The organism is Hymenobacter humi (assembly GCF_042665855.1).
GTDB classification, from domain to species: Bacteria; Bacteroidota; Bacteroidia; order Cytophagales; family Hymenobacteraceae; genus Hymenobacter; species Hymenobacter humi.
In genome coordinates this window covers 657,740-679,160 of the sequence record NZ_JBHTEK010000001.1, presented here as the reverse complement: position 1 = coordinate 679,160, position 21,421 = coordinate 657,740, and the positions used below count along the sequence as shown (strand labels likewise).

22 protein-coding genes and 3 pseudogenes are annotated in these 21,421 nt (G+C 61.0%); 20 read left to right on the top strand and 5 right to left on the bottom strand.

What is annotated here, in order from left to right; all coding sequences use genetic code 11:
* Positions 1-56: 56 nt before the first annotated feature.
* From pdhA to ACFQT0_RS03750, 12 genes and pseudogenes are all read left to right on the top strand, one after another.
* Positions 57-1,019: a pyruvate dehydrogenase (acetyl-transferring) E1 component subunit alpha gene (pdhA, locus tag ACFQT0_RS03805; protein WP_380205900.1), complete on the top strand. Its 963-nt coding sequence runs from the start codon at positions 57-59 to the stop codon at positions 1,017-1,019.
* A 120-nt stretch (positions 1,020-1,139) separates the two neighbouring features.
* Positions 1,140-1,913, top strand: coding sequence for a tetratricopeptide repeat protein (locus ACFQT0_RS03800; protein ID WP_380200517.1), 774 nt, complete (start codon positions 1,140-1,142; stop codon positions 1,911-1,913).
* A 73-nt stretch (positions 1,914-1,986) separates the two neighbouring features.
* Positions 1,987-2,464: pseudogene (ribH, locus tag ACFQT0_RS03795) on the top strand (6,7-dimethyl-8-ribityllumazine synthase).
* A gap of 182 nt (positions 2,465-2,646) precedes the next feature.
* Positions 2,647-3,031 (top strand): annotated as a pseudogene (locus ACFQT0_RS03790) (TraR/DksA family transcriptional regulator).
* A 192-nt stretch (positions 3,032-3,223) separates the two neighbouring features.
* A complete protein-coding gene (locus ACFQT0_RS03785) occupies positions 3,224-4,297 on the top strand; it encodes a hypothetical protein (RefSeq protein ID WP_380200515.1) in 1,074 nt (357 codons plus the stop codon).
* 198 nt (positions 4,298-4,495) lie between these two features.
* Entirely contained in the window at positions 4,496-5,227 is a 732-nt protein-coding gene (locus tag ACFQT0_RS03780; RefSeq protein ID WP_380200513.1) for a pseudouridine synthase, read from the top strand.
* 286 nt (positions 5,228-5,513) lie between these two features.
* Positions 5,514-6,110: a type III pantothenate kinase gene (locus ACFQT0_RS03775; RefSeq protein ID WP_380200511.1), complete on the top strand. Its 597-nt coding sequence runs from the start codon at positions 5,514-5,516 to the stop codon at positions 6,108-6,110.
* A 17-nt stretch (positions 6,111-6,127) separates the two neighbouring features.
* Entirely contained in the window at positions 6,128-7,417 is a 1,290-nt protein-coding gene (locus ACFQT0_RS03770) for an OmpP1/FadL family transporter (RefSeq protein WP_380200509.1), read from the top strand.
* A 152-nt stretch (positions 7,418-7,569) separates the two neighbouring features.
* Positions 7,570-8,151 carry an LPS export ABC transporter periplasmic protein LptC gene (gene lptC, locus ACFQT0_RS03765; protein ID WP_380200507.1) on the top strand — a complete coding sequence of 194 codons (582 nt, stop codon included), beginning with the start codon at positions 7,570-7,572 and terminating at the stop codon, positions 8,149-8,151.
* A gap of 62 nt (positions 8,152-8,213) precedes the next feature.
* Positions 8,214-8,477: a hypothetical protein gene (locus tag ACFQT0_RS03760; RefSeq protein ID WP_380200505.1), complete on the top strand. Its 264-nt coding sequence runs from the start codon at positions 8,214-8,216 to the stop codon at positions 8,475-8,477.
* 299 nt (positions 8,478-8,776) lie between these two features.
* On the top strand, positions 8,777-9,277 hold the full coding sequence (locus ACFQT0_RS03755) for a SurA N-terminal domain-containing protein (protein WP_380200503.1): 501 nt from the start codon (positions 8,777-8,779) through the stop codon (positions 9,275-9,277).
* Between the two features lie 8 nt (positions 9,278-9,285).
* Entirely contained in the window at positions 9,286-10,851 is a 1,566-nt protein-coding gene (locus tag ACFQT0_RS03750; RefSeq protein ID WP_380200501.1) for a peptidylprolyl isomerase, read from the top strand.
* A gap of 313 nt (positions 10,852-11,164) precedes the next feature.
* Here the strand turns inward: ACFQT0_RS03750 and ACFQT0_RS03745 are convergent, their stop codons facing one another.
* Positions 11,165-11,503, bottom strand: a complete 339-nt coding sequence (locus ACFQT0_RS03745) for a hypothetical protein (RefSeq protein ID WP_380200499.1) — start codon at positions 11,501-11,503, stop codon at positions 11,165-11,167.
* A 125-nt stretch (positions 11,504-11,628) separates the two neighbouring features.
* Between ACFQT0_RS03745 and ACFQT0_RS03740 the strand changes: the two genes are divergently transcribed.
* From ACFQT0_RS03740 to ACFQT0_RS03720, 5 genes are all read left to right on the top strand, one after another.
* Positions 11,629-12,231, top strand: coding sequence for a tetratricopeptide repeat protein (locus tag ACFQT0_RS03740; RefSeq protein WP_380200497.1), 603 nt, complete (start codon positions 11,629-11,631; stop codon positions 12,229-12,231).
* 297 nt (positions 12,232-12,528) lie between these two features.
* Positions 12,529-12,879: a tetratricopeptide repeat protein gene (locus ACFQT0_RS03735; RefSeq protein ID WP_380200495.1), complete on the top strand. Its 351-nt coding sequence runs from the start codon at positions 12,529-12,531 to the stop codon at positions 12,877-12,879.
* 350 nt (positions 12,880-13,229) lie between these two features.
* On the top strand, positions 13,230-14,534 hold the full coding sequence (gene recJ / locus ACFQT0_RS03730; RefSeq protein WP_380200493.1) for a single-stranded-DNA-specific exonuclease RecJ: 1,305 nt from the start codon (positions 13,230-13,232) through the stop codon (positions 14,532-14,534).
* An 11-nt stretch (positions 14,535-14,545) separates the two neighbouring features.
* Entirely contained in the window at positions 14,546-14,740 is a 195-nt protein-coding gene (locus tag ACFQT0_RS03725) for a hypothetical protein (RefSeq protein ID WP_380200491.1), read from the top strand.
* Positions 14,741-14,742: 2 nt separating this feature from the next.
* Positions 14,743-14,967 carry a hypothetical protein gene (locus ACFQT0_RS03720; protein WP_380200489.1) on the top strand — a complete coding sequence of 75 codons (225 nt, stop codon included), beginning with the start codon at positions 14,743-14,745 and terminating at the stop codon, positions 14,965-14,967.
* 46 nt (positions 14,968-15,013) lie between these two features.
* Here the strand turns inward: ACFQT0_RS03720 and ACFQT0_RS03715 are convergent, their stop codons facing one another.
* Together ACFQT0_RS03715 and ACFQT0_RS03710 are read right to left on the bottom strand one after the other, a co-directional pair.
* Positions 15,014-15,637 carry a hypothetical protein gene (locus tag ACFQT0_RS03715; protein WP_380200487.1) on the bottom strand — a complete coding sequence of 208 codons (624 nt, stop codon included), beginning with the start codon at positions 15,635-15,637 and terminating at the stop codon, positions 15,014-15,016.
* A 45-nt stretch (positions 15,638-15,682) separates the two neighbouring features.
* A complete protein-coding gene (locus ACFQT0_RS03710; RefSeq protein WP_380200485.1) occupies positions 15,683-16,045 on the bottom strand; it encodes a DoxX family protein in 363 nt (120 codons plus the stop codon).
* A gap of 208 nt (positions 16,046-16,253) precedes the next feature.
* Here ACFQT0_RS03710 and ACFQT0_RS03705 point away from each other — a divergent pair.
* Positions 16,254-17,416 (top strand): annotated as a pseudogene (locus ACFQT0_RS03705) (acyl-CoA dehydrogenase).
* A 159-nt stretch (positions 17,417-17,575) separates the two neighbouring features.
* The gene (locus tag ACFQT0_RS03700) at positions 17,576-18,502 is read left to right on the top strand and encodes a helix-turn-helix domain-containing protein (protein WP_380200483.1); all 927 of its coding nucleotides are present in this window, start codon (positions 17,576-17,578) and stop codon (positions 18,500-18,502) included.
* 161 nt (positions 18,503-18,663) lie between these two features.
* Here the strand turns inward: ACFQT0_RS03700 and ACFQT0_RS03695 are convergent, their stop codons facing one another.
* Both ACFQT0_RS03695 and ACFQT0_RS03690 read right to left on the bottom strand, forming a co-directional pair.
* Positions 18,664-19,518: a hypothetical protein gene (locus ACFQT0_RS03695; RefSeq protein WP_380200481.1), complete on the bottom strand. Its 855-nt coding sequence runs from the start codon at positions 19,516-19,518 to the stop codon at positions 18,664-18,666.
* Positions 19,519-19,967: 449 nt separating this feature from the next.
* Positions 19,968-20,183, bottom strand: a complete 216-nt coding sequence (locus tag ACFQT0_RS03690) for a hypothetical protein (protein ID WP_380200479.1) — start codon at positions 20,181-20,183, stop codon at positions 19,968-19,970.
* Positions 20,184-20,659: 476 nt separating this feature from the next.
* On the opposite strand from ACFQT0_RS03690, the gene ACFQT0_RS03685 reads away from it, so the two are divergent.
* On the top strand, positions 20,660-21,358 hold the full coding sequence (locus ACFQT0_RS03685; RefSeq protein ID WP_380200477.1) for a C40 family peptidase: 699 nt from the start codon (positions 20,660-20,662) through the stop codon (positions 21,356-21,358).
* Positions 21,359-21,421 lie beyond the last annotated feature (63 nt).

Below are 21,421 nucleotides of genomic sequence, written 5' to 3'. Positions count from 1 at the left end.
GGCACCGACCTCTCCAAACAAGCCGCTCAACGGCTTCCTTCCCGAAGGAAACGTACCTGCGCTGGTATGAGCAAATGCAGCTCATGCGTAAGTTTGAGGACAAGGCCGGCCAGCTATACGGCCAGCAAAAGATTAAAGGTTTCTGCCACCTCTACATCGGCCAGGAGGCCTGCGTAGCGGGGGCGGTATCAGCACTCGAAGTCGGCGACAAATACATCACCGCCTATCGCGACCACGCCCACCCGCTGGCCCTGGGCACGTCGCCCAATGCCATCATGGCCGAGTTGTTTGCCAAAGCCACCGGTTGCTCGAAAGGCAAAGGCGGCTCCATGCACATGTTCGACAAGTCGGTTGGGTTCATGGGCGGCCACGGCATCGTGGGCGGCCAGGTGCCCATGGGCGCCGGCATCGCCTTTGCCGAAAAGTACAACAAGACAGGCAAGCTCTGCATCTGTTACATGGGCGACGGCGCCGTGCGCCAGGGCGCGCTGCACGAGGCCTTCAACATGGCCATGCTGTGGAAGCTGCCCGTCATCTTCGTGATTGAGAACAACGGCTACGCCATGGGTACTTCGGTAGCCCGGACGTCGAACGTGACCGACCTCTACAAGATTGGCCTGAGCTACGACATGCCATCGGAGCCGGTGAACGGCATGCGCGTGGAAGATGTTCACGAGGCTGTGGCCCGCGCCGCCGAGCGTGCCCGCAGCGGCGACGGCCCCACGCTGCTCGAGTTCAAGACCTACCGCTACAAGGGCCACTCCATGAGCGACCCCGCCAAGTACCGCACCAAAGAAGAACTGGAAGACTACCGCCACCGCGACGCCATCGAAAGCGTGCGCCACACTTTGCTCACGAACAACATGGCAACCGAGGCGGACCTCGAAGCCATCGACGAACGCATCAAGGGCCAGGTGGCCGAATCGGTAGACTTTGCCGAAACCTCGCCTTATCCCACGCCCGACGAACTCTACAAGGACGTGTACGTGCAGGCCGACTACCCCTACATTCACGACTAACTTCGAAATAGCTGTTAGCTCATGGCCATTAGCTGTTAGCTTTTGCAGAGTAAAACCAAGCCTTTGTTTCCCAATTAAAAAGCTAACAGCTGGCAGCTAACAGCTAACAGCTTCTTAAGTATGTCGAAGATTCCTTACACTGGCAAAAGCCAGCAGGCCCGTCAGGGGCAACCCGCTCAGAACGTTTCGGCCGACCCGCTGGCGCCCGCCGAAAACCTCGCGTCTGAAAACCCGCTGCTGGAAGACCCGGACGCGCTGGCGGCCCGGTTGGTGGAGTCCGAAAATTTCGTGCGCAACCACCGCAACGCGCTGCTGACTCTGCTGGCCGTAGTGGTGCTGGCCGTGGTGGGTGCATTTGCATTCTACACCTGGCGCAACACCCAAAACGAGAAAGCTCAGGCCAGCATGTTCCGCGCCGTGAACCACTGGGAAGCCGATTCGCTGAACAAGGCCGTGAAGGGCGACGGCAAAGCGCCAGGCCTGACCACGGTGGCCAACGAGTACGGCAACACCAAAGCCGGCAACCTGGCCAACTTCTACGCCGGCGTGGCTGCTCTCAAGCAGGGCAAGTTCAAGGAAGCGCTGGACTACCTCGAGGACTTCAGCTCGGACGACTATCTGGTGCAGAGCCGCGCCTACGCGCTGATGGGCGACGCTCAGCTTGAGCTCAACAAGCCCAAGGAAGCCGCCGACCTGTACGCCAAAGCCGCCGACCACAATGCCAACGAATACTTCTCGCCCGGCTATCTGCTCAAGGAAGGCACGGCTCGCGAGTTGGCCAAGGACAATGAAGGCGCCCTGAAGGCCTACGACCGCATCATCAACGAATTCCCCACGGCCCAGGAAGTAGCGGAAGCCCGCCAGTTCAAGGCCAAGCTGGAAGGCACCAAATAAGCAGAACCAACTTTTCCTCGTCATCCCCATCCCGCACGGAAGCAGGATGGGGATGATTGTTTTCAGACCAACGATGGCTACTTCCCTGCAAAACCTGAGCGACTACGACGCCACCAATTTTATCGACATCAGCGAGAAACGCTTCGGGCTGGTGGTGGCCGACTGGAACCGCGAGATAACCGACGTGCTGAGCGCCGGGGCTTACGACACCTTGATAAAGCATGGCGCCAACGCCGAGAACATCTACCGAAACACCGTGCCCGGCAGCTTCGAGCCTGACGCTGGGCGCCCAGTTTTTAGCCCAACACGACGAGATGGACGCCGTGATTTGCCTGGGCGTGGTGATTCAGGGCGAAACCAAGCATGACGACTACATCTGCCATGCCGTGGCGCAGGGCATTACCCAGGTCGGCCTGAAGTTCAACAAGCCGGTCATTTTTGGGCTGGTGACGACGAATACCCTGGAGCAGGCCTGGGACCGGGCGGGCGGAAAGCACGGCAATAAAGGCGTGGAAGCCGCTGTGGCTGCTATCCAAATGTTAGGTTTTTAGCAAGCGGAAGGAAAGCGCGCCGGAGTACGTAACTTTGAACCCGCAAAATCAAGCATTCAACGGCTTAGCTTGAAACGACAGGTACACTGACTCCCAAACCATTTAGCAGATGGACATGTTGCCGGTTCGTTGCCTGGCGATAGCCAGACAATCTTTTCCCATATTTCTTTTTACCACCTTCGATGAACGACGACAACATTCGCTATTCCCGGGAGGACTTGAATGAGTTCGACCAGATTATTCAGGAAAAACTGACGGCGGCCCGCAAGGAGTTGGCATTCATCAAGGAAACCCTGAACCGGAGCAACGACTCGGGCACCGACACCACTGCTTCTTCGGCCAAAGTGCTGGAAGATGGTGCCGAAACGGCCGAGAAGGAAAGCATGAACCAGCCTGGCTTCGCGCCAGATGAAGTTCATCCAACAGCTCGAAAACGCCCAGGTTCGCATCAAGAACGGTACCTACGGCGTGTGCATCGGCACGGGCAAACTCATTCCCAAGGAGCGCCTGCGGGCCGTACCCCACACCCAGCACTCCATCGAAGCCAAAATGGCTCGCCGCGACTAGTTCGCATCTTGGCCCGAGGCCCGAACCTGTGGGCCGGCGCTACGGCGGCCGGCTGGCAGGTTCGGGCTTTTGCTTTTACCTTAAGTGAATCATTTCGGCAGCCGGACGCTTTAGCAGGTCGGCAGCCAGGAATGGAGCGCTGACCAACACGTTTTTTCATACCGTAGCGATACGGCAAGCAACTTTTACCCCATGGGCAAGAAACATTTTTCAGAAGATAAAGCGGACCGTCGCGGCGGCCGCAACGCAGGCGGCCCGGGTGGCTTCGGCAGTGGCAAGAGCGAGCGTTCGAACGCCGGTGGTCCGGCAGGACGCGGCGGCGACCGTGACCGTGGCGGCGACCGCGGTGGCTACTCCTCGGCCCGGCCCGGGAACGGCCGCCCGGCTACGAATGGCGCTTTCGGGCGTCCGGCTACCAACGGCGCCTTTGGCCGTCCTTCCAACGGCGCCTTTGGCGGCGGCCGGAGCTTTGGCGATGGCGAGAAGCGCACCTACGGCGGTGGTGGCAGCAAGAGTGAAGGCGGCTTTAACAAAAGCTTTGGCGGCAAGAGCTTCGGCAACAAAGAATACGGCCAGCGCGAACAAGGCGGATTCCGCCCCGGCGGCGACCGGCCCGAACGCAGCGAGCGTCCGCGCTTAGGCAAAGAGCAGCGCACCGGCACCAGCTACGGCCGCACCGCCGAGCCGCGCCCCGAGCGCAGTGAGCGCGGCAGCTTCGGCAGTGACCGCGGCGAGCAGCGTGATTCAGCCCCAGCGCGTCCCATTCGCGAGTATCAGCCCAAGGAGAACTGGAACGGCCAGCCCTACCGCCGCGAAGGCGAGAAGGCCGTGCCCCGTGGCTTGCCCGGTGAGCGTAACCGCAAGTTCCAGAAGCAAAACCCCAACGAGCCGGGCGAAACCAGCGCCCCCGCAGCGGCGGCAGCTTTGGCCGCAGCACGCCCCGCGAGCCGGAAGATTTCCAGCGCAGCGAGGAGCGCGGGCCCAACCGCCCCATCCGTTCGGCGCGTCCGTTCGAAGCCAACCCGCCGCAGGCCCGCGAGGAGCGTGGCCCGCGGGGTGACTTTGCCGGCGGCAGCGATGCCGACCGCCGAGGCGATGAGGCTGCATTCGGCCGGAAGTTCACGCCCGGTGCCTTTGGCAAGCGGGAGAATGCCACCTACGGCGCCAGCCGCAGCACGGGCGAACGCCCCGGCGGCTACGAGAAGCGCAGCACCGAGAAGTGGACGCCCGCACCCGGCAGCTTTGCCGAGCGCCGCGAGGCCCTGAAAGCGCAGGAGCGCAGCGTGCGTCGCTCGGGTACCGGCTACGGCGCCAGTGTGGACAAGCCCCGCGCCGCGCGCCCGGTGGTGCAGGACAACCGTGCCGACAAGCCCCGCTACGGCGAGCGGCCCGGCGAGGCGCCCGACTACAAGAACCTCAAGCACTACGAAAACGACAAAACCCGCGGCAACAAGCGCCGCCGGGATGAAGACGAAGACTTCGGCACCGACGAGCCTGCGCCTGAACCGCTACATCGCCAACGCCGGCATCTGCTCGCGCCGCGAGGCCGACGCGCTGATTGCCGCCGGCGAAATCAAGGTGAACGGCGAGGTGGTGACCGAGATGGGCTACAAAGTGCAGCCCACCGACACCGTGCAGTACGGCAAGACCAACCTCAACCGCGAGAAGTCGGTGTACGTGCTGCTCAACAAGCCCAAGGACTTCATCACGACCACGGAAGACCCCGAAGGCCGCCGCACGGTGATGGAACTAGTGGCCAGCGCTTCGAAAGAGCGGATTTTCCCAGTGGGCCGGCTCGACCGGAACACCACGGGCCTGCTGCTCTTCACCAACGACGGCGAAGTAGCCCAGAAACTGTCGCACCCCTCGCACAAAAACAAGAAAATCTACCAAGTTGAGTTGAGCCAGCCCCTGGCCGAAGAGGACCTGCGCAAGATTGCCGAAGGCGTGGAGCTGGAAGACGGCAAAGCCGTGGTGGATGACGTGGCCGTAGTAGCCGGCAACGCGCACTTTGTGGGCATCGAAATCCACATCGGCCGCAACCGCATTGTGCGCCGCATCTTCGAGCACCTCGGCTACGAAGTGGTGGCCCTGGACCGCGTGCAGTACGCCGGCCTCACCAAGAAGGACCTGCCCCGCGGCAAGTGGCGCTTCCTGAGCGAGCAGGAAGTAATTCGTCTGAAGTACTTCCTGTAATCAGCTCAACAGGAATTCTGAGTCCGATTAAGATTAGAACGTCATGCTGAGCTTGCCGAAGCATCTCTACCGGGGAAGTAATTATTTACTCTCGCGGTAGAGATGCTTCGGCAAGCTCAGCATGACGTTCTGTTTTCAAGAAGTTCTGTTTTGTAGTAGCTCAATTTATAAATGCACACTCTCGCGCTCGACATTGGTAATACCGCGGTGAAAGCTGGCTGCTTCGATGGCTCAACTTTGCGGGAAATGGCTATCGGGCTCACGGCCCCGGAAGTACGCGAGCCTGGTGCAGCGGTGGCAGCCGGAGCACGTTATCGTGGCCTCGGTGGCCGAGGATGCGGCTTTGCGGGCCGAGGATTTGCGGGAGCTGGTACCGGGCGAAATCCTGACATTCTCGCCGGCTACCACGGCTATTCCCTTGCGTAATGCTTATGCCACGCCCCATACGCTGGGCGCCGACCGGCTGGCGGCGGCAGTGGGGGCGGCCGTACTCCGGCCGGGGCAGAACACGCTCATCGTAGACGCGGGCACGGCCCTGAAGTGCGACCTGGTAACGGCCGATGGCACCTACCACGGCGGCAGCATCGGGCCGGGCCTGGGCATGCGGTTCCGGGCGCTGCACGCCTTCACGGGGCGGCTGCCGCTACTCGAGCCTGCCCGCGGCCGATGCAACGATTCCGCTCACCGGCGACTCTACTGCGGGAAGCCTGCTGAGCGGCGTGGTGAACGGCTCGGTGGCCGAAATCAACGGCTTCATTGCCCAGTATCAGGAGCGATACCCTGGCTTAGGTGTGCTGCTCACGGGGGCAATGCCGCTTTTCTGGCGGCCCGGCTCCCGGCTCGTATCTTTGTTGTGCCTGAGCCTGGTGCTGCTCGGCCTTAATCGGATTTTAGCTTATCATGTTGTCAAATAAAGAGATGGTGCGTTTGGGCTTGGTGCTGGCGGGCGTGGCGGCGGTAGGAGCGGGGAGCGCACAGGCGCAGGGCCTGGGCAACTCGCCGTACTCGCGCATTGGCTTGGGAGAATTCAACGCCAACACCGGCGGCGTACGCCAGATGGGCATGGGCGGCGTTGGACTGGCGGCGCCTAATGCCGTCAACGTGAACGAGATAAATCCGGCTTTGCTGTACTACACGGGCCGCACCACGTTTGAAGCCGGCTACAACGGGCAGTACAAAACCGTGAAAAATGCCAACTCTACCAGCCGCAGCGGCAGCGGCACCTTGGGCTACTTAGCCATGTCGGTGCCCCTGAGCAGCAAGTGGGGCGCGGCCGTGGGCCTTAAGCCGCTGAGCGCCGTGGACTACGAGTCCAACAGCATCCAGGAGGTGGCCGGCACGCCGGTCCTGACCCAGGTGCTGAAGCAGTACAAGGGCACGGGCGGCGTTTCGGAGGCTTATTTCGGCCAGGGTTTCCGCCTTACGAAAGCCTTCACGGTGGGCCTTACGGCTTCCTACCTGTTCGGGGTGATTGACGAGACCACCGGCACGGCCGTGCAGATTTCTACCAGCAGCGACCCGCTGGTGAAGTCGGTGGACCGCAAGCACACCCGCTACTCGGACTTTGCCTTCCGGGCCGGTGCCCACTATCGCCAGAAAGTAGGCAAGACGCTCAACATGAACCTGGCCGGTGTCTACAGCTTCGGCCACGACCTGAACGGCCAGCAGACCGTTACCAAAGAGCAGGAAGACGTGAACGGCTCCCTCGTGGGTGCGCCCACGTCCGTGAGCGATGGCCGGGGCAAGACCACCGTACCGGCTTTGGCGCAGGTCGGTATCAGCTTCGACAACGACAAGAACTGGAGCATCAACCTGGACGCCTCGCAGCAGCAGTGGTCGAAGTACAAAGGCTTTGGGGAAACCACTGGCTCGCTGAGCAATACGCTGCGCGTGGGCGTGGGCGGCGAGATTTCGCCCGACCCGGGTTCGGTAGACCATTACTTCAAGCGCGTGACCTACCGGGCCGGCCTGAACTTTGCGCAGATGCCCTACCAGCCCGGCGGCAAAACGCTGTACGACCGCGCCATCGCCTGGGGCTTTGCCTTTCCGCTGCCCACCGCCACGCCGCTGGAATCCACTACGTTCAGCCTGGGCTTTACCTACGGCGTGCGCGGCAACACCGACGTGCTGAACGCCACCACCGGCACCAGCAACGTGCAGGAAAGCTACATCCGCGGCCACTGGGCGTGACGCTCAACAACCGCTGGTTTATCAAGCGCCGTCTGCAATAAGCGGCTACTTGCGCGGAGCCGGCCGTTGGAATGCAGCTCAACTTGTGCTGACCGTCGCTGGCTCGCCTTACTCGCTACAACGGAATACCCCTCATCATTCAGCCCAACGACGTGTACGGATTCAGGCACCTAGCAGGAAGCGGGACCTTGTTGGTGCTGCTGGCTTTGGCGGGCTGCGATAAAAAAGCGGCCACCGGCCCGCGGCTGGTCTACGACGGCCCGCTGATGGAAACCACCAACGTGCGGACCCTAGTGAGCGACTCGGCCAAGCTCAAGTTTGAGTTGACGGCCCCGCTCGAGCAGCAGTTCGAAAACGGCGACATTCTCTACCCCAAGGGCATGACGGTCACGTTTTATTCGGCCGATGGCCTGAAAAAGGTGATGAACACGCTCACGGCCAGGTACGGCAAGGTAGACAAGGCCCAGAACCTCTACATCATGCGCGGCAAGGTGCAGGTCGTGAACGTGCCGCAGGAACAGCGCATGGACACCGAAGAGCTGTTTTTCAACAAAAACAAACAGCTGATTTACACCGATTCGGCCATGTTTGTGAAAGTCACCACGCCCACCGAATACCTGACGGGCTACGGGCTGACGGCCAACCAGAACTTCTCGCGGTACAGCATCATCCGGCCGGAGGGTGTTTTTGCGGCCCCTACCTCGGACCCCACTGCTCAAGTCCCCGCCAAGTAGGCTCGCTGCACCGGCACTTTCTGCGGGCCGGCCGGAGTTACTGCTACCAAACCATCATTCCCATGACTTTCGATAAATCCCTCCTGCGCACCGTCCTCTTCTCCGTGGGCGTGGTGTCGTTCGTAATCGGCGTGTACCAGACCATTCTGTTCAACGACCTGGCCGCGAACTACTGGATTTTCATGATTTCCATGGTCTGCTGGATGCCGCTGCTCTACTGGCGGCAGCAGGAGCGGCTGGCCGCGAAAGTAGCCGAGGAAGAAGCCCGGCAGGCCAAGCAGGCCCGGGCCAAAACCCCGGCCAAATCAACCAAAAGACGCCGTTAGGCCCAGTCCTTGGCTCCACCGGCCGCGGCTCCAGGGTTGAGCCTTCGCACCGCTGGTGGATTTAACCGGCGCCATGGGGGACTTTAAATCAGGTAAAACTTTGATTACCGGTCAAATTCTGGTTATTTTGCGCCTCTTTTGAGCATGCAAAGCAGTTGTTTGTTGCCGGTTACGGTTGTCAGGCGCTTCTGGCCTGCTGCTTCCGAAAATGACAACGGACCACTAAAAACGGACAACCAACACAGTAAATGGCTTTAATTAACACGATTCGAGAAAAATCAGGCGTCGCAGTAGGTCTGGTGGCGGTGGGCATGCTGCTCTTCATTGTGGGCGGCGACCTGGTGGGCGGCAACAACCGCCTCTTCAACCGCAACGACACGGTGGTAGGGGAGGTAGCCGGCGAGAAAGTTGAGCTGAACGACTACAACAACGCCCTCGAGCAAGCCAAGCAGGCCTTCGTGGCCCAGCAGCAGCGCCAGCCCGACGAGCAAGCCCTGGGCTTCCTGCGCGACCAGGCCTGGAACCAGACCATCTACCGCCTGGCGTTCAAGCCGGAGTGGGAGAAGTTGGGCCTGACCGTATCGGACGAAGAACTCGTGGACATGGTGCAGGGCGACAACATCAACCCCGGCATCAAGCAGGCCTTTACCGACCAGAAGACCGGCCAGTTCGACAAGGCGCGCCTGATTGACTACCTCAAGAACCTCGACAAGCTGCCCCCGAAAACCAGGCCGCCTGGTACAACTTCGAAGCCAACCTGCCCGCCGAGCGCCTCGCCAACAAGTACAACGCCCTGCTGAAAAACTCGGTGTACGTGACCACGGCCGAAGCCAAGCGCTACAACGCGCTCCAGAACACCAAGGCCACGGTAAAGTACCTGTTCGTGCCCTACGCCACCATCTCCGATTCGGCCGTGAAGGTGACCGATGCGCAGCTGCAGGCTTACCTCGACAAAAACAAGGGCAAGTACAAAGTGGAAGACACCCGCTCGGTGGAGTACATCACCGTACCGGTAGTGGCGTCGAAAGAAGACAGCGCCGCCGTGAAAGCCTCGATTGCGGACCTGGCCAAGCAGTTTGCCACGGCTCCGGTCGACTCGCTGTTTGTGATGGCGAACTCGGAGCAGCCTTACACCAAAGCTCTCCGCAGCCCCGCCGACCTGCCCGAGGAACTGCGCAAGCAGCTGCCCCTGGCTCAAGGCAAGATTTACGGCCCTTACGCCGAGAACGGCACTTATTCCCTGTATAAGGTGACGGGGGTGAGCACCGGCAAGCAGGCAGCCGCCCGCGCCAGCCACATCCTCATCAAGCCCGAAGGCACGACGCCCGAAGCCAAAGCCGCCGCAAAAGCCAAAGCCCAGGACATTCTCAACAAGATTAAAGCCGGGGCCGATTTCGCCGCGCTGGCTCGCCAGTTCGGTACCGACGGCACCAAGGACCAGGGCGGTGACCTGGGCTGGTTTGGCCAGGGCCGCATGGTGCCCGAGTTCGAGAAAGCCATTTTCGGCGCTACGGCGCCCGGCCTGCTGCCCAACGTGGTGGAAACTTCGTTCGGTTACCACGTGATTAAGGTAACGGCCGCTCCCACCAAGCAAACCTATCAGGTGGCCGAAGTGAAGAAGAGCATTACCCCCAGCGACGCCACCCGCGAAGCCGCTTACGCCAAGGCCCAGCAGCTGAAAGGCGAAGCCACCGACCTGGAAAGCTTCCGCAAGCTGGTGACCAAGGACAAGACCCTGGCCAAGCAGGAAGCCAAGAACCTGGACCGCAGCGCCCGCAGCGTCAACAACCTGCAGAACGCCCGGGAGCTGGTGCGTTGGGCCTTCGGCTTCAACCAGACCGGCGACGAAACCAAAGTAGGTGACATCTCGGAAGTGTACGAAATCGGCGACCAGTACGTAATTGCCGCCCTCACCGAGGAGCGCGCCAAAGGCACAGCCACCGTGGCCAACCTGAAGCCCGAGCTTTCGGCGCTGGTGCGCAACGAAGAGAAAGCCAAGCAAATCATGGCCAAGCTGCCCAAAGCCGGCACCCTGGAGGAAATGGCCGCCAAATTCGGCCCCACGGCCCAGGTTGGCACGGCTCCCGATGTTATCATGGGCCAGGGCAACTTCCCCAACGTGGGCTTCGAGCCCGTAGCAGTGGGCAAGGCCTTTGCCTTGAAGCCCGGTCAGAAGTCGGCTCCCATCCAGGGCGAACAAGGCGTGCTCATCGTTGAGCCCGTGAGCGTGGCCGCACCGCAGGAGTCGCCCGCTGCCCTGAACGCGGCCAAGCAGCAGCCGGCGCAGCAGCGTGCCCAGCAGCAGGACGGCAAGATTTACGAGGCCATCAAGGCCCACGCCAACGTGAAAGACAACCGCACGAAGTTTTTCTAGGACGTCAATCCGCAAGTTTGAAAAGGGCCGTACCTTCGGGAGCGGCCCTTTTTCGTTTTTAAGCGTCTTTGCCCGGGCGTGGGAAACAAGTGGGCCATCCTGCCGGGTTGTGGGGTGAACGAACGCCGCAAATTCCAGCGTTAAGCCAGGAAGCGGTGGGCGGCCGCTTTGCCATCTCCGCCTAAAACGACTCCTGAACTTATGCGTCCGCATTCCCTTGTAGTAGCTGCTGCGTTGCTGCTGGCCCTGCCGGCGCAGGCGCAGCAACCCCAAAACCGTGGGCTCCGGTGAGCGGGGCGGCCCTGGCAAACGACTACGCCCAGCGGGGCGAGCACGACAAGGTGGTCTTTCTGTTCGAAAAGCTTTCGCCGGCCGAGCAAACCAGCGCTTCGGTATTTCCGGTGTACCTGGCCTCGCTGCAGGCCTTGAAGCGCCACAAGGAAGCCGAGAAGCTGGCCAAGAAAGCCGTGAAGCTGCACCCCGAAGACGCCACCATGGGCGTGGCCCTGGGCGGCGTGTACAAGGCAGCCGGCGACGCGCCCGCCGCTGAAAAGCAATGGCAGAAATTGCTCAACCAGCTCACCCCGGCCCAGGTGGAGCCAGTAGCGGCCGAGTTCAGCCGCCGCGAGCTGCCCGAGTGGGCTGAGCGCACCTACCTACGCGGCCGCGCCCTGGCCAAGAATGACACCGAATACGCCCCGCAGCTCATCCAACTCTACACCCAGACGCAGAACCAGCCCAAGGTACTGGCCGAAACCCTGCGCCTGGTAGCCCAGAATGAAAAGCAGCCTGCCCTTTGTGCGCAACATGCTGCAAAACGCGCTGCGGGAAGAAAAAGACTTCGATGCGCTGGAGAAACTCCTGCTCACCGCCACCCAGGAGCACCCGGACCAGGGCGCGTACAGCGAGCTGCTGCTCTGGCTGCAGGTGCAGCGGCGCGACTTCACGGGGGCGCTGGTGCAGGCGCGGGCACTGGACCGGCGCGGCCGCACCGAAGGCGCCCGGGTAATGGAGCTGGCCGCCATCGCGCAGCAAAACAAGGATTACGAAAGCGCCATCGACGGCTATGCCTACGTGGCCAAAGAATACCGCGGCGGTGCCTACGGCAACGTGGCGCGCCAGCGGCTGCTGCAGGCCCGCGAGGCCCAGGTGCGCGAAACATACCCAGTAGACGAGGCCAAAGTGCGCGCCCTGGTCACCGATTACGAGCAGCCTGCTCACCGAGCCTGGGCCGCACGCCCGACACGGCGCCCGTGCTCCGCAACCTGGCCAACCTGTACGCTTTCCAGCTCAACGACCGGGCCAAGGCCATGCGCTTGCTGCAGGAAGTCATCGACATGCCCCGCGCCAGCAACGAAGTGGTGGACGAAGCCAAGGTGACGCTGGGCGACTTGTATTTGCTGAAAGGCGAACCCTGGGAAGCTACCCTGCTTTATTCGCAGGTAGAAAAGTCCCACAAGGATTCGCCGTTGGGCTACGAGGCCAAGCTGCGCAACGCCCGCTTGAGCTACTACGCCGGCGACTTTAAGCTCGCGCAAAGCCACCTGGACATCCTGAAAGAGGCCACTACCCGCGAAATCGCCAACGACGCCATGCAGCTCTCGCTGCTCATTCAGGACAACACCGTGGAGGATACGCTGGGCCTGGGGCTAAAGGCCTACGCCGCGGTGGAGCGTCGTGTTTCAGAACAAGCTGAAAGAGGCCATCGCCGGCCTGGATATGCTGCTGGAGAAATTCCCTGGCCACTCCCTCTCCGACGACACCTATTACCTCAAGGCCCAGCTGCAGCGGCGCACCGGCGACTTTCCCGGCGCCATTGCCACGCTGGAGCGCATCACCGGCAACCCCAAGTACGACGTGCTAAGCGACGACGCGCTATTTCTACTGGCCCGGATTCAGGAGGAAGATGTGAAGGACAAGGCGAAGGCCCAGGAACTCTACAACCAGGTAATCACCAAATACCCCGGAAGCATTTACGTGGCCGAAGCCCGCAAGCGGTTCCGCAAGCTGCGGGGCGACGGGGTGTAAGAGAGAAACAACTCTCCTGTCATCTTCATCTGTCATCCTGAGCGTAGCGAAGGACCTTATCACGCATAACGACTTGCCGTAATTCAGTCGGCGCAGGCGTGATAAGGTCCTTCGCAAGCTCAGGATGACAGAAAACGGGCTACCCGAAAAACACGAACATGAATGCCAGGGCTAGTATAAATACCGCGTACATCAGCCCATCGGAAAGGATGTACTGGCGGTATTTGCGGTAGAATTCTTGTAGCTTAAGCATTGGAGGGAACAGGAGGGAAGACCGTCCTCAAAGATAAGCCGGCCGGCGCGGGGAGGGGTTTGGTCGTACTTTTGAGACCATTTCTACTAAGTATCCAATGCCCGTATCCGCTAGTAAGCGCTGGAATTATATCCCTCAATCGGACCCTCGCCAGGCCCATAGCCTGACCGAGGCCCTCTTCATTGCCCCCGAAATTGCCGCCCTGCTGGCTCAACGCGGCATAGCTACGCCCGAAGCTGCTGCGGCCTTCTTTCATCCCGACCTGCGCCAGCTGCCCAACCCGCTGCTGATGCGCGACATGGACCGCGCGGTGGCCCGCCTCGCCCTCGCCCTCCACGAAGGCCAGAAGGTGCTGGTGCTGGGCGACTACGACGTGGATGGCATCACTTCGGTGGCCACAGTGATGAGCTACCTCATGCCTCTTTTCGGGGCCGAGCGGCTGCGCGACTACATCCCCGACCGCTACACCGAAGGCTACGGCATCTCCGAAAAAGCCATTGACTTTGCGGCGGCCAATGGCTTCGCCCTCATCGTGGCGCTCGACTGCGGCATCAAGGCCGTGGAGCAGGTGGCTTACGCCAAGCGCCAGGGCGTTGATTTCATCATCTGCGACCACCACCTGCCCGGCGACGAGCTGCCGGCGGCCGTAGCCGTACTCGACCCCAAGCGCGCCGACTGCGAATACCCCTACAAGGAGTTGTCGGGTTGCGGAGTGGGTTTTAAACTAATGCAGGCCTTGGGTGAACACCTAGGCTTGCCCAACGCGCCCCTGCACGACTTGCTGGATTTGGTAACGGTGAGCATCGCGGCCGACATCGTGCCCATCACCGGCGAAAACCGCATCTTGGCCGCCCACGGCCTGCGCCGTTTCAACGAAGACGCCCACTTGCTGCGCCCCGGCCTGGCGGCCCTGCGCGAGCTGGCCACACTGCGCGAAGGCCCGTTGGGCATCAGTAGCCTGATATTCGGGTTTGCGCCGCGCATCAACGCGGCCGGACGCATGGGCGATGCCCGCCGGGCCGTGGCCATGCTGCTCGCCCCCGACCAGCAGGAAGCCCGCTACACCGCCGAAGTGGTGGACCAAATGAACCAGGAGCGCCGCGGCTCCGACCAGCACACCACCCAGGAGGCGCTGGATATGATAGCCGGCAGCCCCACGCTGCAAAATGCCCGCGCCACCGTGCTCTACAAAGCTGACTGGCACCAGGGCGTGCTGGGCATTGTGGCCTCGCGCTGCCTCGACCAGTACTACCGCCCCACCGTCATCCTCACCCAGCGCGATGGCAAGGCCACGGGCTCGGCCCGCTCGGTGGCGGGGTTCGACGTGCACGAGGCCCTGGAGGCCTGCGCGCCGCTGCTCGACCAGTTCGGGGGCACCGCGCCGCCGCCGGCCTCACCCTGAAAGTAGAAAACGTGCCCGCCTTCCAGCGCCGCTTCGAGGAAGTAGTGGCCGGGACCCTGACTACTGAGCACCTCGTGCGGCCGGTGGAAGTAGCCGCCGTGCTGCCCCTGAGCCGCATCAACGAAGACTTTTTGCCGAGCCTGCGCCGCATGGAGCCCTTGGCCCCGGCAACCCCAACCCAGTCTTTGCCTCGCAGCGGCTGGTAGCCGTGCCGCACAGCGCCCGCGTGGTAGGCCAGGGCCACCTCAAGCTCCGCCTGGCATCGGCCGACGCCGTTGGGCCGGCCGTGGATGCCATCGGGTTTGGGTTGGCCGATTACCTCCCCGAAATTGAGCAGGGGAAGCCGTTCAGCGCCTGCTACACGGTGGAGCTAAACGAGTACCGCGGCCAGCGCAGCGTGCAGCTCCGGCTGCTGGACGTGCGCTGGGAATAGCAGACGTTGAGCCGCCGATTCAAAGGGCAAACCAAGGCCCGCACTTTCAGCCGTTGCGCTGGCGCCGCGGTGCCTTGGGGCTGAAAAAGTAGCTCAATTTCTTCGGGCTGGAGGGCATGGCTTGCGTCCAGTGCGTCAGGTAATCGCCGCGTATAAACACCCACTTGGCCACGGGAGCGTTCAGCAGCTCGGGGAATTCTTGCAGCTCCAGGCGGGTGAGCTCGCGGCCTTCGTACCGTTCAGTCAGCACCTTGCGGCCCTGGGCGTCGTAGTACACTACCTTTTCCAGCTCAACGCCGTAGCGGTGCTTCACTATTTGGTGTTTGACCAGCGTGCCACCGGTGGGGTAAGCGACCCCGGCCCAGTTGACGACCCGCCCCGAGGCCGAAGCGTAACTTTTCACTCGCCGATGCAAGCCGCCCAAAGTACCCTGCGAAGTCTTGAATAGCCCCAGGCGGGATTCAATCTCAGCCCGAACTTTGGCCGCTGCCAGCATCAGCGAATCGTGCGCCGTCTGGTAGCGGGCCTCTTGCGAAGCCAGCTCAAGTCGGGCGCCAACGGGTTCGGAAATGGTGGCCTGAGCCTGCAGCGGTGGGACTGATTGCGCCAGGGCTGGAGCGCCTAGCGCCAGCAGCCACAACACGCCAGCAAACAGGCGATTTGGGTTCATAGTAATAGTAAGTTGGTAGAAAAGTGGCCGCAAGATATAGCCGCTTTATCGTTGGCGACTAACCCGCCACACCCACCACATCAGGGGCAGTTGCACGGGCAGCCGGCCCCAGGCCACCCAGCCCGGAATGCCGAGCTTTTCGTGAATCAGAGCCATGTACAAATTAGCGGGAAACACGGCTACCAGCAGCACCAGCAAGCCCCAACCGGCCAGGCGCCGGGTAGGGCGTAGTAGCAGCCCCAGGCCGCCCAGGATTTCAAAAACGCCACTGATGTACACCAGGGCCAGCGGCTGCGGCAGCTGCGGCGGCATAATGGCCAGGTAGGTAGCGGGGTGAACAAAATGCCAGGTGCCGGCCAGCACAAAAAGCAGGGCCAGCGCGTAGCGGCTCAATAGGGGTAGCGTCATAAGCGGTAAAGGTCGGGCCCGGCGCGCTTTGGCTGGAGCCCAGCGGGTTGAGCCAGGGGCGCCGCTTACTATTCAGATTGGGCCCGTAGGGAAAAGAAAATTGTCCGGCAGATTGTTGTTCACCGTATGGGTGCCCGAATGGTGCACCTTGTTCGCCCCGCCGCAGGGGCGTACTTTTGTTCCATCATTCCATTTTCCCACCCTGTCCATGCAAACCGCCACTTCCACTAACATTTATCAGCTGACCGAAGAGCAGGCTGGCCGTGCGCGACGCCGCCCGCGATTTTGCCCAGAGCGAGCTGTGGGCCGGCGTCATCGAGCGCGACGAGCACCAGAAGTTTCCCGCCGAGCAAGTCAAGAAGATGGGCGAGCCTGGGCTTCATGGGCATGATGGTGAGCCCCGAGTACGGCGGCAGCGGCCTCGACACCGTGAGCTACGTGCTGGCCATGGAAGAAATCAGCAAGGTGGACGCCTCCTGCTCGGTTATCATGTCGGTGAACAACTCGCTGGTGTGCTGGGGCCTGGAAAAATACGGCACCGAAGAGCAGAAGCAGAAGTACCTGCCGCGCCTGTGCTCGGGCGAAATCATCGGCGCCTTCGCCCTGAGCGAGCCCGAAGCCGGCTCCGATGCCACCAGCCAGCGCACCACTGCCGAAGACAAAGGCGACCACTACCTGCTCAACGGCACCAAAAACTGGATTACCAACGGCACCACCGCTTCGGTGTACCTCGTGATAGCCCAAACCAACCCCGAGCTCAAGTCGCGCGGCATCAACGTGCTGATTGTCGACAAGGATATGCCCGGCTTCATTCAGGGCCCCAAGGAGAACAAGCTCGGCATCCGCGGCTCCGACACGTGCTCGCTGATGTTCACCGACGTGAAGGTGCCCAAGGAAAACCGCATCGGCGAAGACGGCTTCGGCTTCAAGTTCGCCATGCAGGTGCTGGCCGGCGGCCGCATCGGCATCGCCGCCCAGGCCCTGGGCATCGCCTCCGGCTCGCTCGAGCTCAGCCTGAAATACGCCAAGGAGCGCAAGGCATTTGGCGTTGAAATCGCCAAGCACCAGGCCATTCAGTTCAAGCTGGCCGACATGGCCACCAACACCGACGCTGCCCGCCTGCTGTGCCTGCAAGCCGCGGCCGACAAGGACAGTGGGGCCGATTACGCCAAATCGGGCGCCATGGCCAAGTTGTTTGCTTCCAAAGTCGCCATGGACTCGGCAGTAGAAGCCGTGCAGATACATGGTGGCTACGGCTTTGTGAAAGAATACCACGTGGAGCGCTTCATGCGCGACGCCAAAATCACCCAGATTTACGAGGGAACTTCCGAAATTCAGAAAATTGTGATTTCGCGGGAAATCCTCAAGTAGGGAGCGAATTGCCTAAAATTCAGATTCATTGCACAAAACCCAGCCACTATTTGGCTGGGTTTTTAGTTTTTGTGAATTTCAACGTGTTATATTGCACTGCGGTAGCCACCCAGTTACCTCTACCGCACCCTCCCACAGGCCGTTTCGGCAGCACGAATTATGGAAGATTACAATAAAGTTATTGAGTCGCTAGGCGTCCGCTACATCAAAGCGAAAAACCTGGTTTTGCACCAGCCCTTCACGGTAAAGAATTCCTACGACGTTGGCAACAACCTCATCCTGTTGCACAAGGGCCACATCACCTTTGGCGATGACGAGATGGTGGTGGAGGAAGGCGAAATGCTCTTCATTCCCGGTGGCCGGCCCACCCGCGTGAGCTACGGCGTCGACCAGAAGAATCGGGTTATCACCAACGACGACCTTATCACTAACAAGGATAAGTTCTTTCATTCCAACGACAACCTCGACCTCATCGGCGACGCCGACGAGAGCCACAGCTTCGTGAGCTTCGAAGCCAAGGTGTTCGACTCGGTGAACTTCTTCGCCTCGCTCGACGTGCCGGCCTTCCTCATCAGCGGGCAGCCCAAGCTCGCCAACCTGGTGATTAAGGTGGTGGAAGAAAGCATGCAGGACCTGCCCGGTCGCGAGCGCCTAATCAACATCTACACCGAGAACATCGTGGTGGAAGTGGTGCGCTACGTGTTGCGCAACAACATGTTTGTGGAGCAGCTGGCCACCAACAGCACCTACTTCAAAGACCCGCGCCTCATCGACCTGTTCAACTACATCAAGGAGAACCTGGGCGGCGACCTCAGCAACAAAGTGCTGAGCGGCGTGGCCAACGTGAGCGAAGACTACGTGGGCCAGTACTTCAAGATGCTGACCAACATCAACCCACAGGACTACATCGAATACCAGCGCATGGAGCGCGCCGTGTTCCTGCTGCGCACGACGAAGAAAAGCATCCGCGACATCGGCAAGGAAGTGGGCTACAAGGACACCGCCTATTTCTGCCGCCGCTTCAAGATGATGTTCGGCATTCCGGCCGGCAAGATGCGCCGCCGCGAGTCGGCCATGAACATCTAGTTTCTGGTTGCTGGTTTCTAGTTGCTGGTTGTTATTGCAAACTTGTCTGGCAACTAGAAACTAGCAACCAGAAACCAGCAACAAGAGACTAACCATCAAAAAAGCCCCGCTTCAGAACGAAGCGGGGCTTTTTGTATGCGGCTTGGAGCTAATCCCAAAGCTTATTCAACGCTGCGGAAATCATCGTTTTTGGAACGGTAGCTGCTTTCCGAGGTGCGGGAGCCAAAATCGCCACCCGACGAGGAAGAGCCGAAGCCCGACCCCGAGCTCTGGTTGCTGTCGCTAGAGCCTTTGCCGTAGCTGCTGCCGCTGCCGTAGCTGCCCGAGCCCGAGGTACCGTAATTGCCCGAACCGGAGGTGCCGTAGCTGCTGCCGCTGTTGCCATAAGCCGAGCCGCTGTCGGAGCGGCCGCTGCCTACGCTGGTGCGACGGCTGTTGGAAGCATCGGGAGCCTGGTAGCCGTAGTTTGACTTACGGCCGTAGCTGCCGCCGCTGCTCTGCCGGCCGTAGCGCGATTCCGAATCCGTTCTTTCGGACCGGCCTTTGCGCGTGGCCAGGTAGCCCAGGCCGACGGCCAACAAGGCGCCGCCGACAATCTTTTGGGTGGTGGTCAAATCGCCCACGCGCGAGGCGGCGCGGGAGCCCCAGTCTTTTACGCTTTGCGGGAGCTGGTTTACGCTGTTGAGCACGCCCGAATCTTCAATCCATTTTTTGCCGCTTTCTACGGCGGAATTCAGCATATCATTGCCGCCTTGCTGGCCTTCGCCGCCGGCGCGCTTTTGCTCGTTGCCCTGGCTGCCACTCTGTCCGCTGGCGCCACCCGAGGCAGCACCCTGAGCCGCCGCGCCGCGGGCCTGGCCACTGGCCGTACCCGTTTTGCGCGAACCGGCGCCGGAGCCGGCACCAGCATTATCAGCACTAGTAAACCCGGGGCTGCCCGTCGAGTTACCGGCATTATTCGTGCGAACGTCGTCACCAGGCATGGGGCTGCCCGATTGATTTTGTTGGTTGTCCATAGTGAAAAGGAAGGAGATAATGGTGGAAAGGAAACGAAAAACAGGTCTGCAGCTGGAAGCTGCTGAAACTTTTATTCGTAAGTCATCCAACATAAGTTGCAGTAAGCCTCAATAATTTAAACCTTAACCACAATCTTGTAGGTTGTGGCGCGGCCAGAAAAACCGGGGCTTCCCGCTCTCACAATCTCCTCGTTTTATACCCAAAGCTCCTCTTCAAACGGCCAAGCGAAAGCGGCCGGCCTCTGCCCAAAGTTGAGCTGCGCATGAGCTGCCGGCGCACTCTTCTGCAGCGGGAGGAAAGAAACTTGAGCTCTAAAACAGCGCTAACTGCCGGGGTGTATTGGCGCCCTTACGCATGCCGCTAGCCCAGGCGCGACGGGTAGGGGCTCTGCTCGTGCAAGGCTGAGGCTGCCCAACTGATTACCTGCTTAGAGTATTAAGCTGAATGCTCAGGCTTGGTTCCGGGGCTGCGCGTGCTTGGGCAGCGGGCGTAGCACGTGGTTTGGGTTGGCCAGCACCACGCGGCGGGCTTCTTCCCGCGCTTCCACCTCGTACTTATTGTGGTAGTAACCCACGCGCACCGACTCCACCAGGTACTTCCACAAGAACGGGACAAGGCCATGCTCCTTGAACTGGCGCACGTGCACCACTCGTGGGCCACCCATTCGGCGTCGGCCAGAAACTGCTCGCGTGTGGCGCCGCTCAGGTGCACCGTTTGGCCGATAACCATGGCCACCCGCCGGCTGCCGAGCACCAGGCAGGCAATGCGGGCCAAGGGGGAGCGGGTCCAGGTTCGGAGGTTTTGCATAGCAGGAAGGTATAGAAATATTTGGGGGCAAGCTACTACGGCCGAGTATAGAGTACGGTTGCAAGCTTATAAATGATTTAAAGATGATGAATTTATACTTTGTAAAGAATTATTGACTTTTTCCTGGCATAAATGCTGAGGTTATCAAAAGTTCGGGCTAGCTTTACCTGAGCTCGAATTCATGAAGAATATGAATTAAGAGTTACAGCATCTTTTTATCACCTCTTCTCTCGGCTGCTTTTAGCCTTGCCTATCGCCTAAGAAACCAACTTGCCCGGCTCTTCCTACCGCTGTCAGGAATCCGGATTTGTGCTCCAACCCCTACGACGGACAATGAAACATAGCATTCTGTATTGCCTCGCCGCCGGCTCGCTGGCTCTCTCCTTCTTCTTCGAACGCTCCCCCGATGCTTCGCTTACGTCCCGTGCCGCTGTGGCGCCCGTCGTAGCCGAAGCATCGCTGCTTCCAGCCCTGACGATGACCGAGCCTGCCGCCGAGCTTCCCGCCCGCGCCGCCAATACGCCCGCTAACGGCCCCAAGGCCGGGGCTCCCACCGCCGAAGAGCTGGCCGCTTCCCGCGACTCGCTGGCCTACCACTACTATGCCCAGACCCTCGGCCTGCGCCTGGCCTTCGATGAGAACAAGGACCTGCTGCGTACCGTGACCGACTGGATTGGGACGCCCTACCGCTACGGCAACAACTCGCGCCGCGGCACCGATTGTTCCGGCTTCGTGACCCGGGTATTTCGCGAAGTGTACGGCATCACGCTGCAGCGCTCGTCGCGCTCCATGTTCACCACCACCAAGCATATTGCCAAAAGCGAAATGAAGACCGGCGACCTGGTGTTCTTCCGCCGCGGCAAAGGCCCGATTTACCACGTGGGCATCTACCTGAAAAACGGCAAGTTTGCCCACTCCGCCACCAACGGCGGCGTGATGGTCAGCTCCCTGAGCCAGCCTTATTACCAGCGCAATTTCTACGCCGCCGGCCGCGTGCGGGCCGCCGCCGAAGCCGACGCTACCGACAACTAACCGTTGCCATTACCTGACCTCGGCACTGCGCCCGGCCCCTTCGGCCGGGCGCTTTTTTGTTGG

Coding starts and splice junctions, on each gene's coding strand:
- ACFQT0_RS03800 (WP_380200517.1), top strand. CDS start 1,140: ATGTCGAAGATTCCTTACACTGGCAAAAGCCAGCAGGCCCGTCAGGGG.
- ACFQT0_RS03785 (WP_380200515.1), top strand. CDS start 3,224: ATGGGCAAGAAACATTTTTCAGAAGATAAAGCGGACCGTCGCGGCGGC.
- ACFQT0_RS03780 (WP_380200513.1), top strand. CDS start 4,496: ATGAAGACGAAGACTTCGGCACCGACGAGCCTGCGCCTGAACCGCTAC.
- ACFQT0_RS03770 (WP_380200509.1), top strand. CDS start 6,128: ATGTTGTCAAATAAAGAGATGGTGCGTTTGGGCTTGGTGCTGGCGGGC.
- ACFQT0_RS03760 (WP_380200505.1), top strand. CDS start 8,214: ATGACTTTCGATAAATCCCTCCTGCGCACCGTCCTCTTCTCCGTGGGC.
- ACFQT0_RS03740 (WP_380200497.1), top strand. CDS start 11,629: ATGAAAAGCAGCCTGCCCTTTGTGCGCAACATGCTGCAAAACGCGCTG.
- recJ (WP_380200493.1), top strand. CDS start 13,230: ATGCCCGTATCCGCTAGTAAGCGCTGGAATTATATCCCTCAATCGGAC.
- ACFQT0_RS03715 (WP_380200487.1), bottom strand. CDS start 15,637: ATGAACCCAAATCGCCTGTTTGCTGGCGTGTTGTGGCTGCTGGCGCTA.
- ACFQT0_RS03710 (WP_380200485.1), bottom strand. CDS start 16,045: ATGACGCTACCCCTATTGAGCCGCTACGCGCTGGCCCTGCTTTTTGTG.
- ACFQT0_RS03700 (WP_380200483.1), top strand. CDS start 17,576: ATGGAAGATTACAATAAAGTTATTGAGTCGCTAGGCGTCCGCTACATC.
- ACFQT0_RS03695 (WP_380200481.1), bottom strand. CDS start 19,518: ATGGACAACCAACAAAATCAATCGGGCAGCCCCATGCCTGGTGACGAC.
- ACFQT0_RS03690 (WP_380200479.1), bottom strand. CDS start 20,183: ATGGGTGGCCCACGAGTGGTGCACGTGCGCCAGTTCAAGGAGCATGGC.
- ACFQT0_RS03685 (WP_380200477.1), top strand. CDS start 20,660: ATGAAACATAGCATTCTGTATTGCCTCGCCGCCGGCTCGCTGGCTCTC.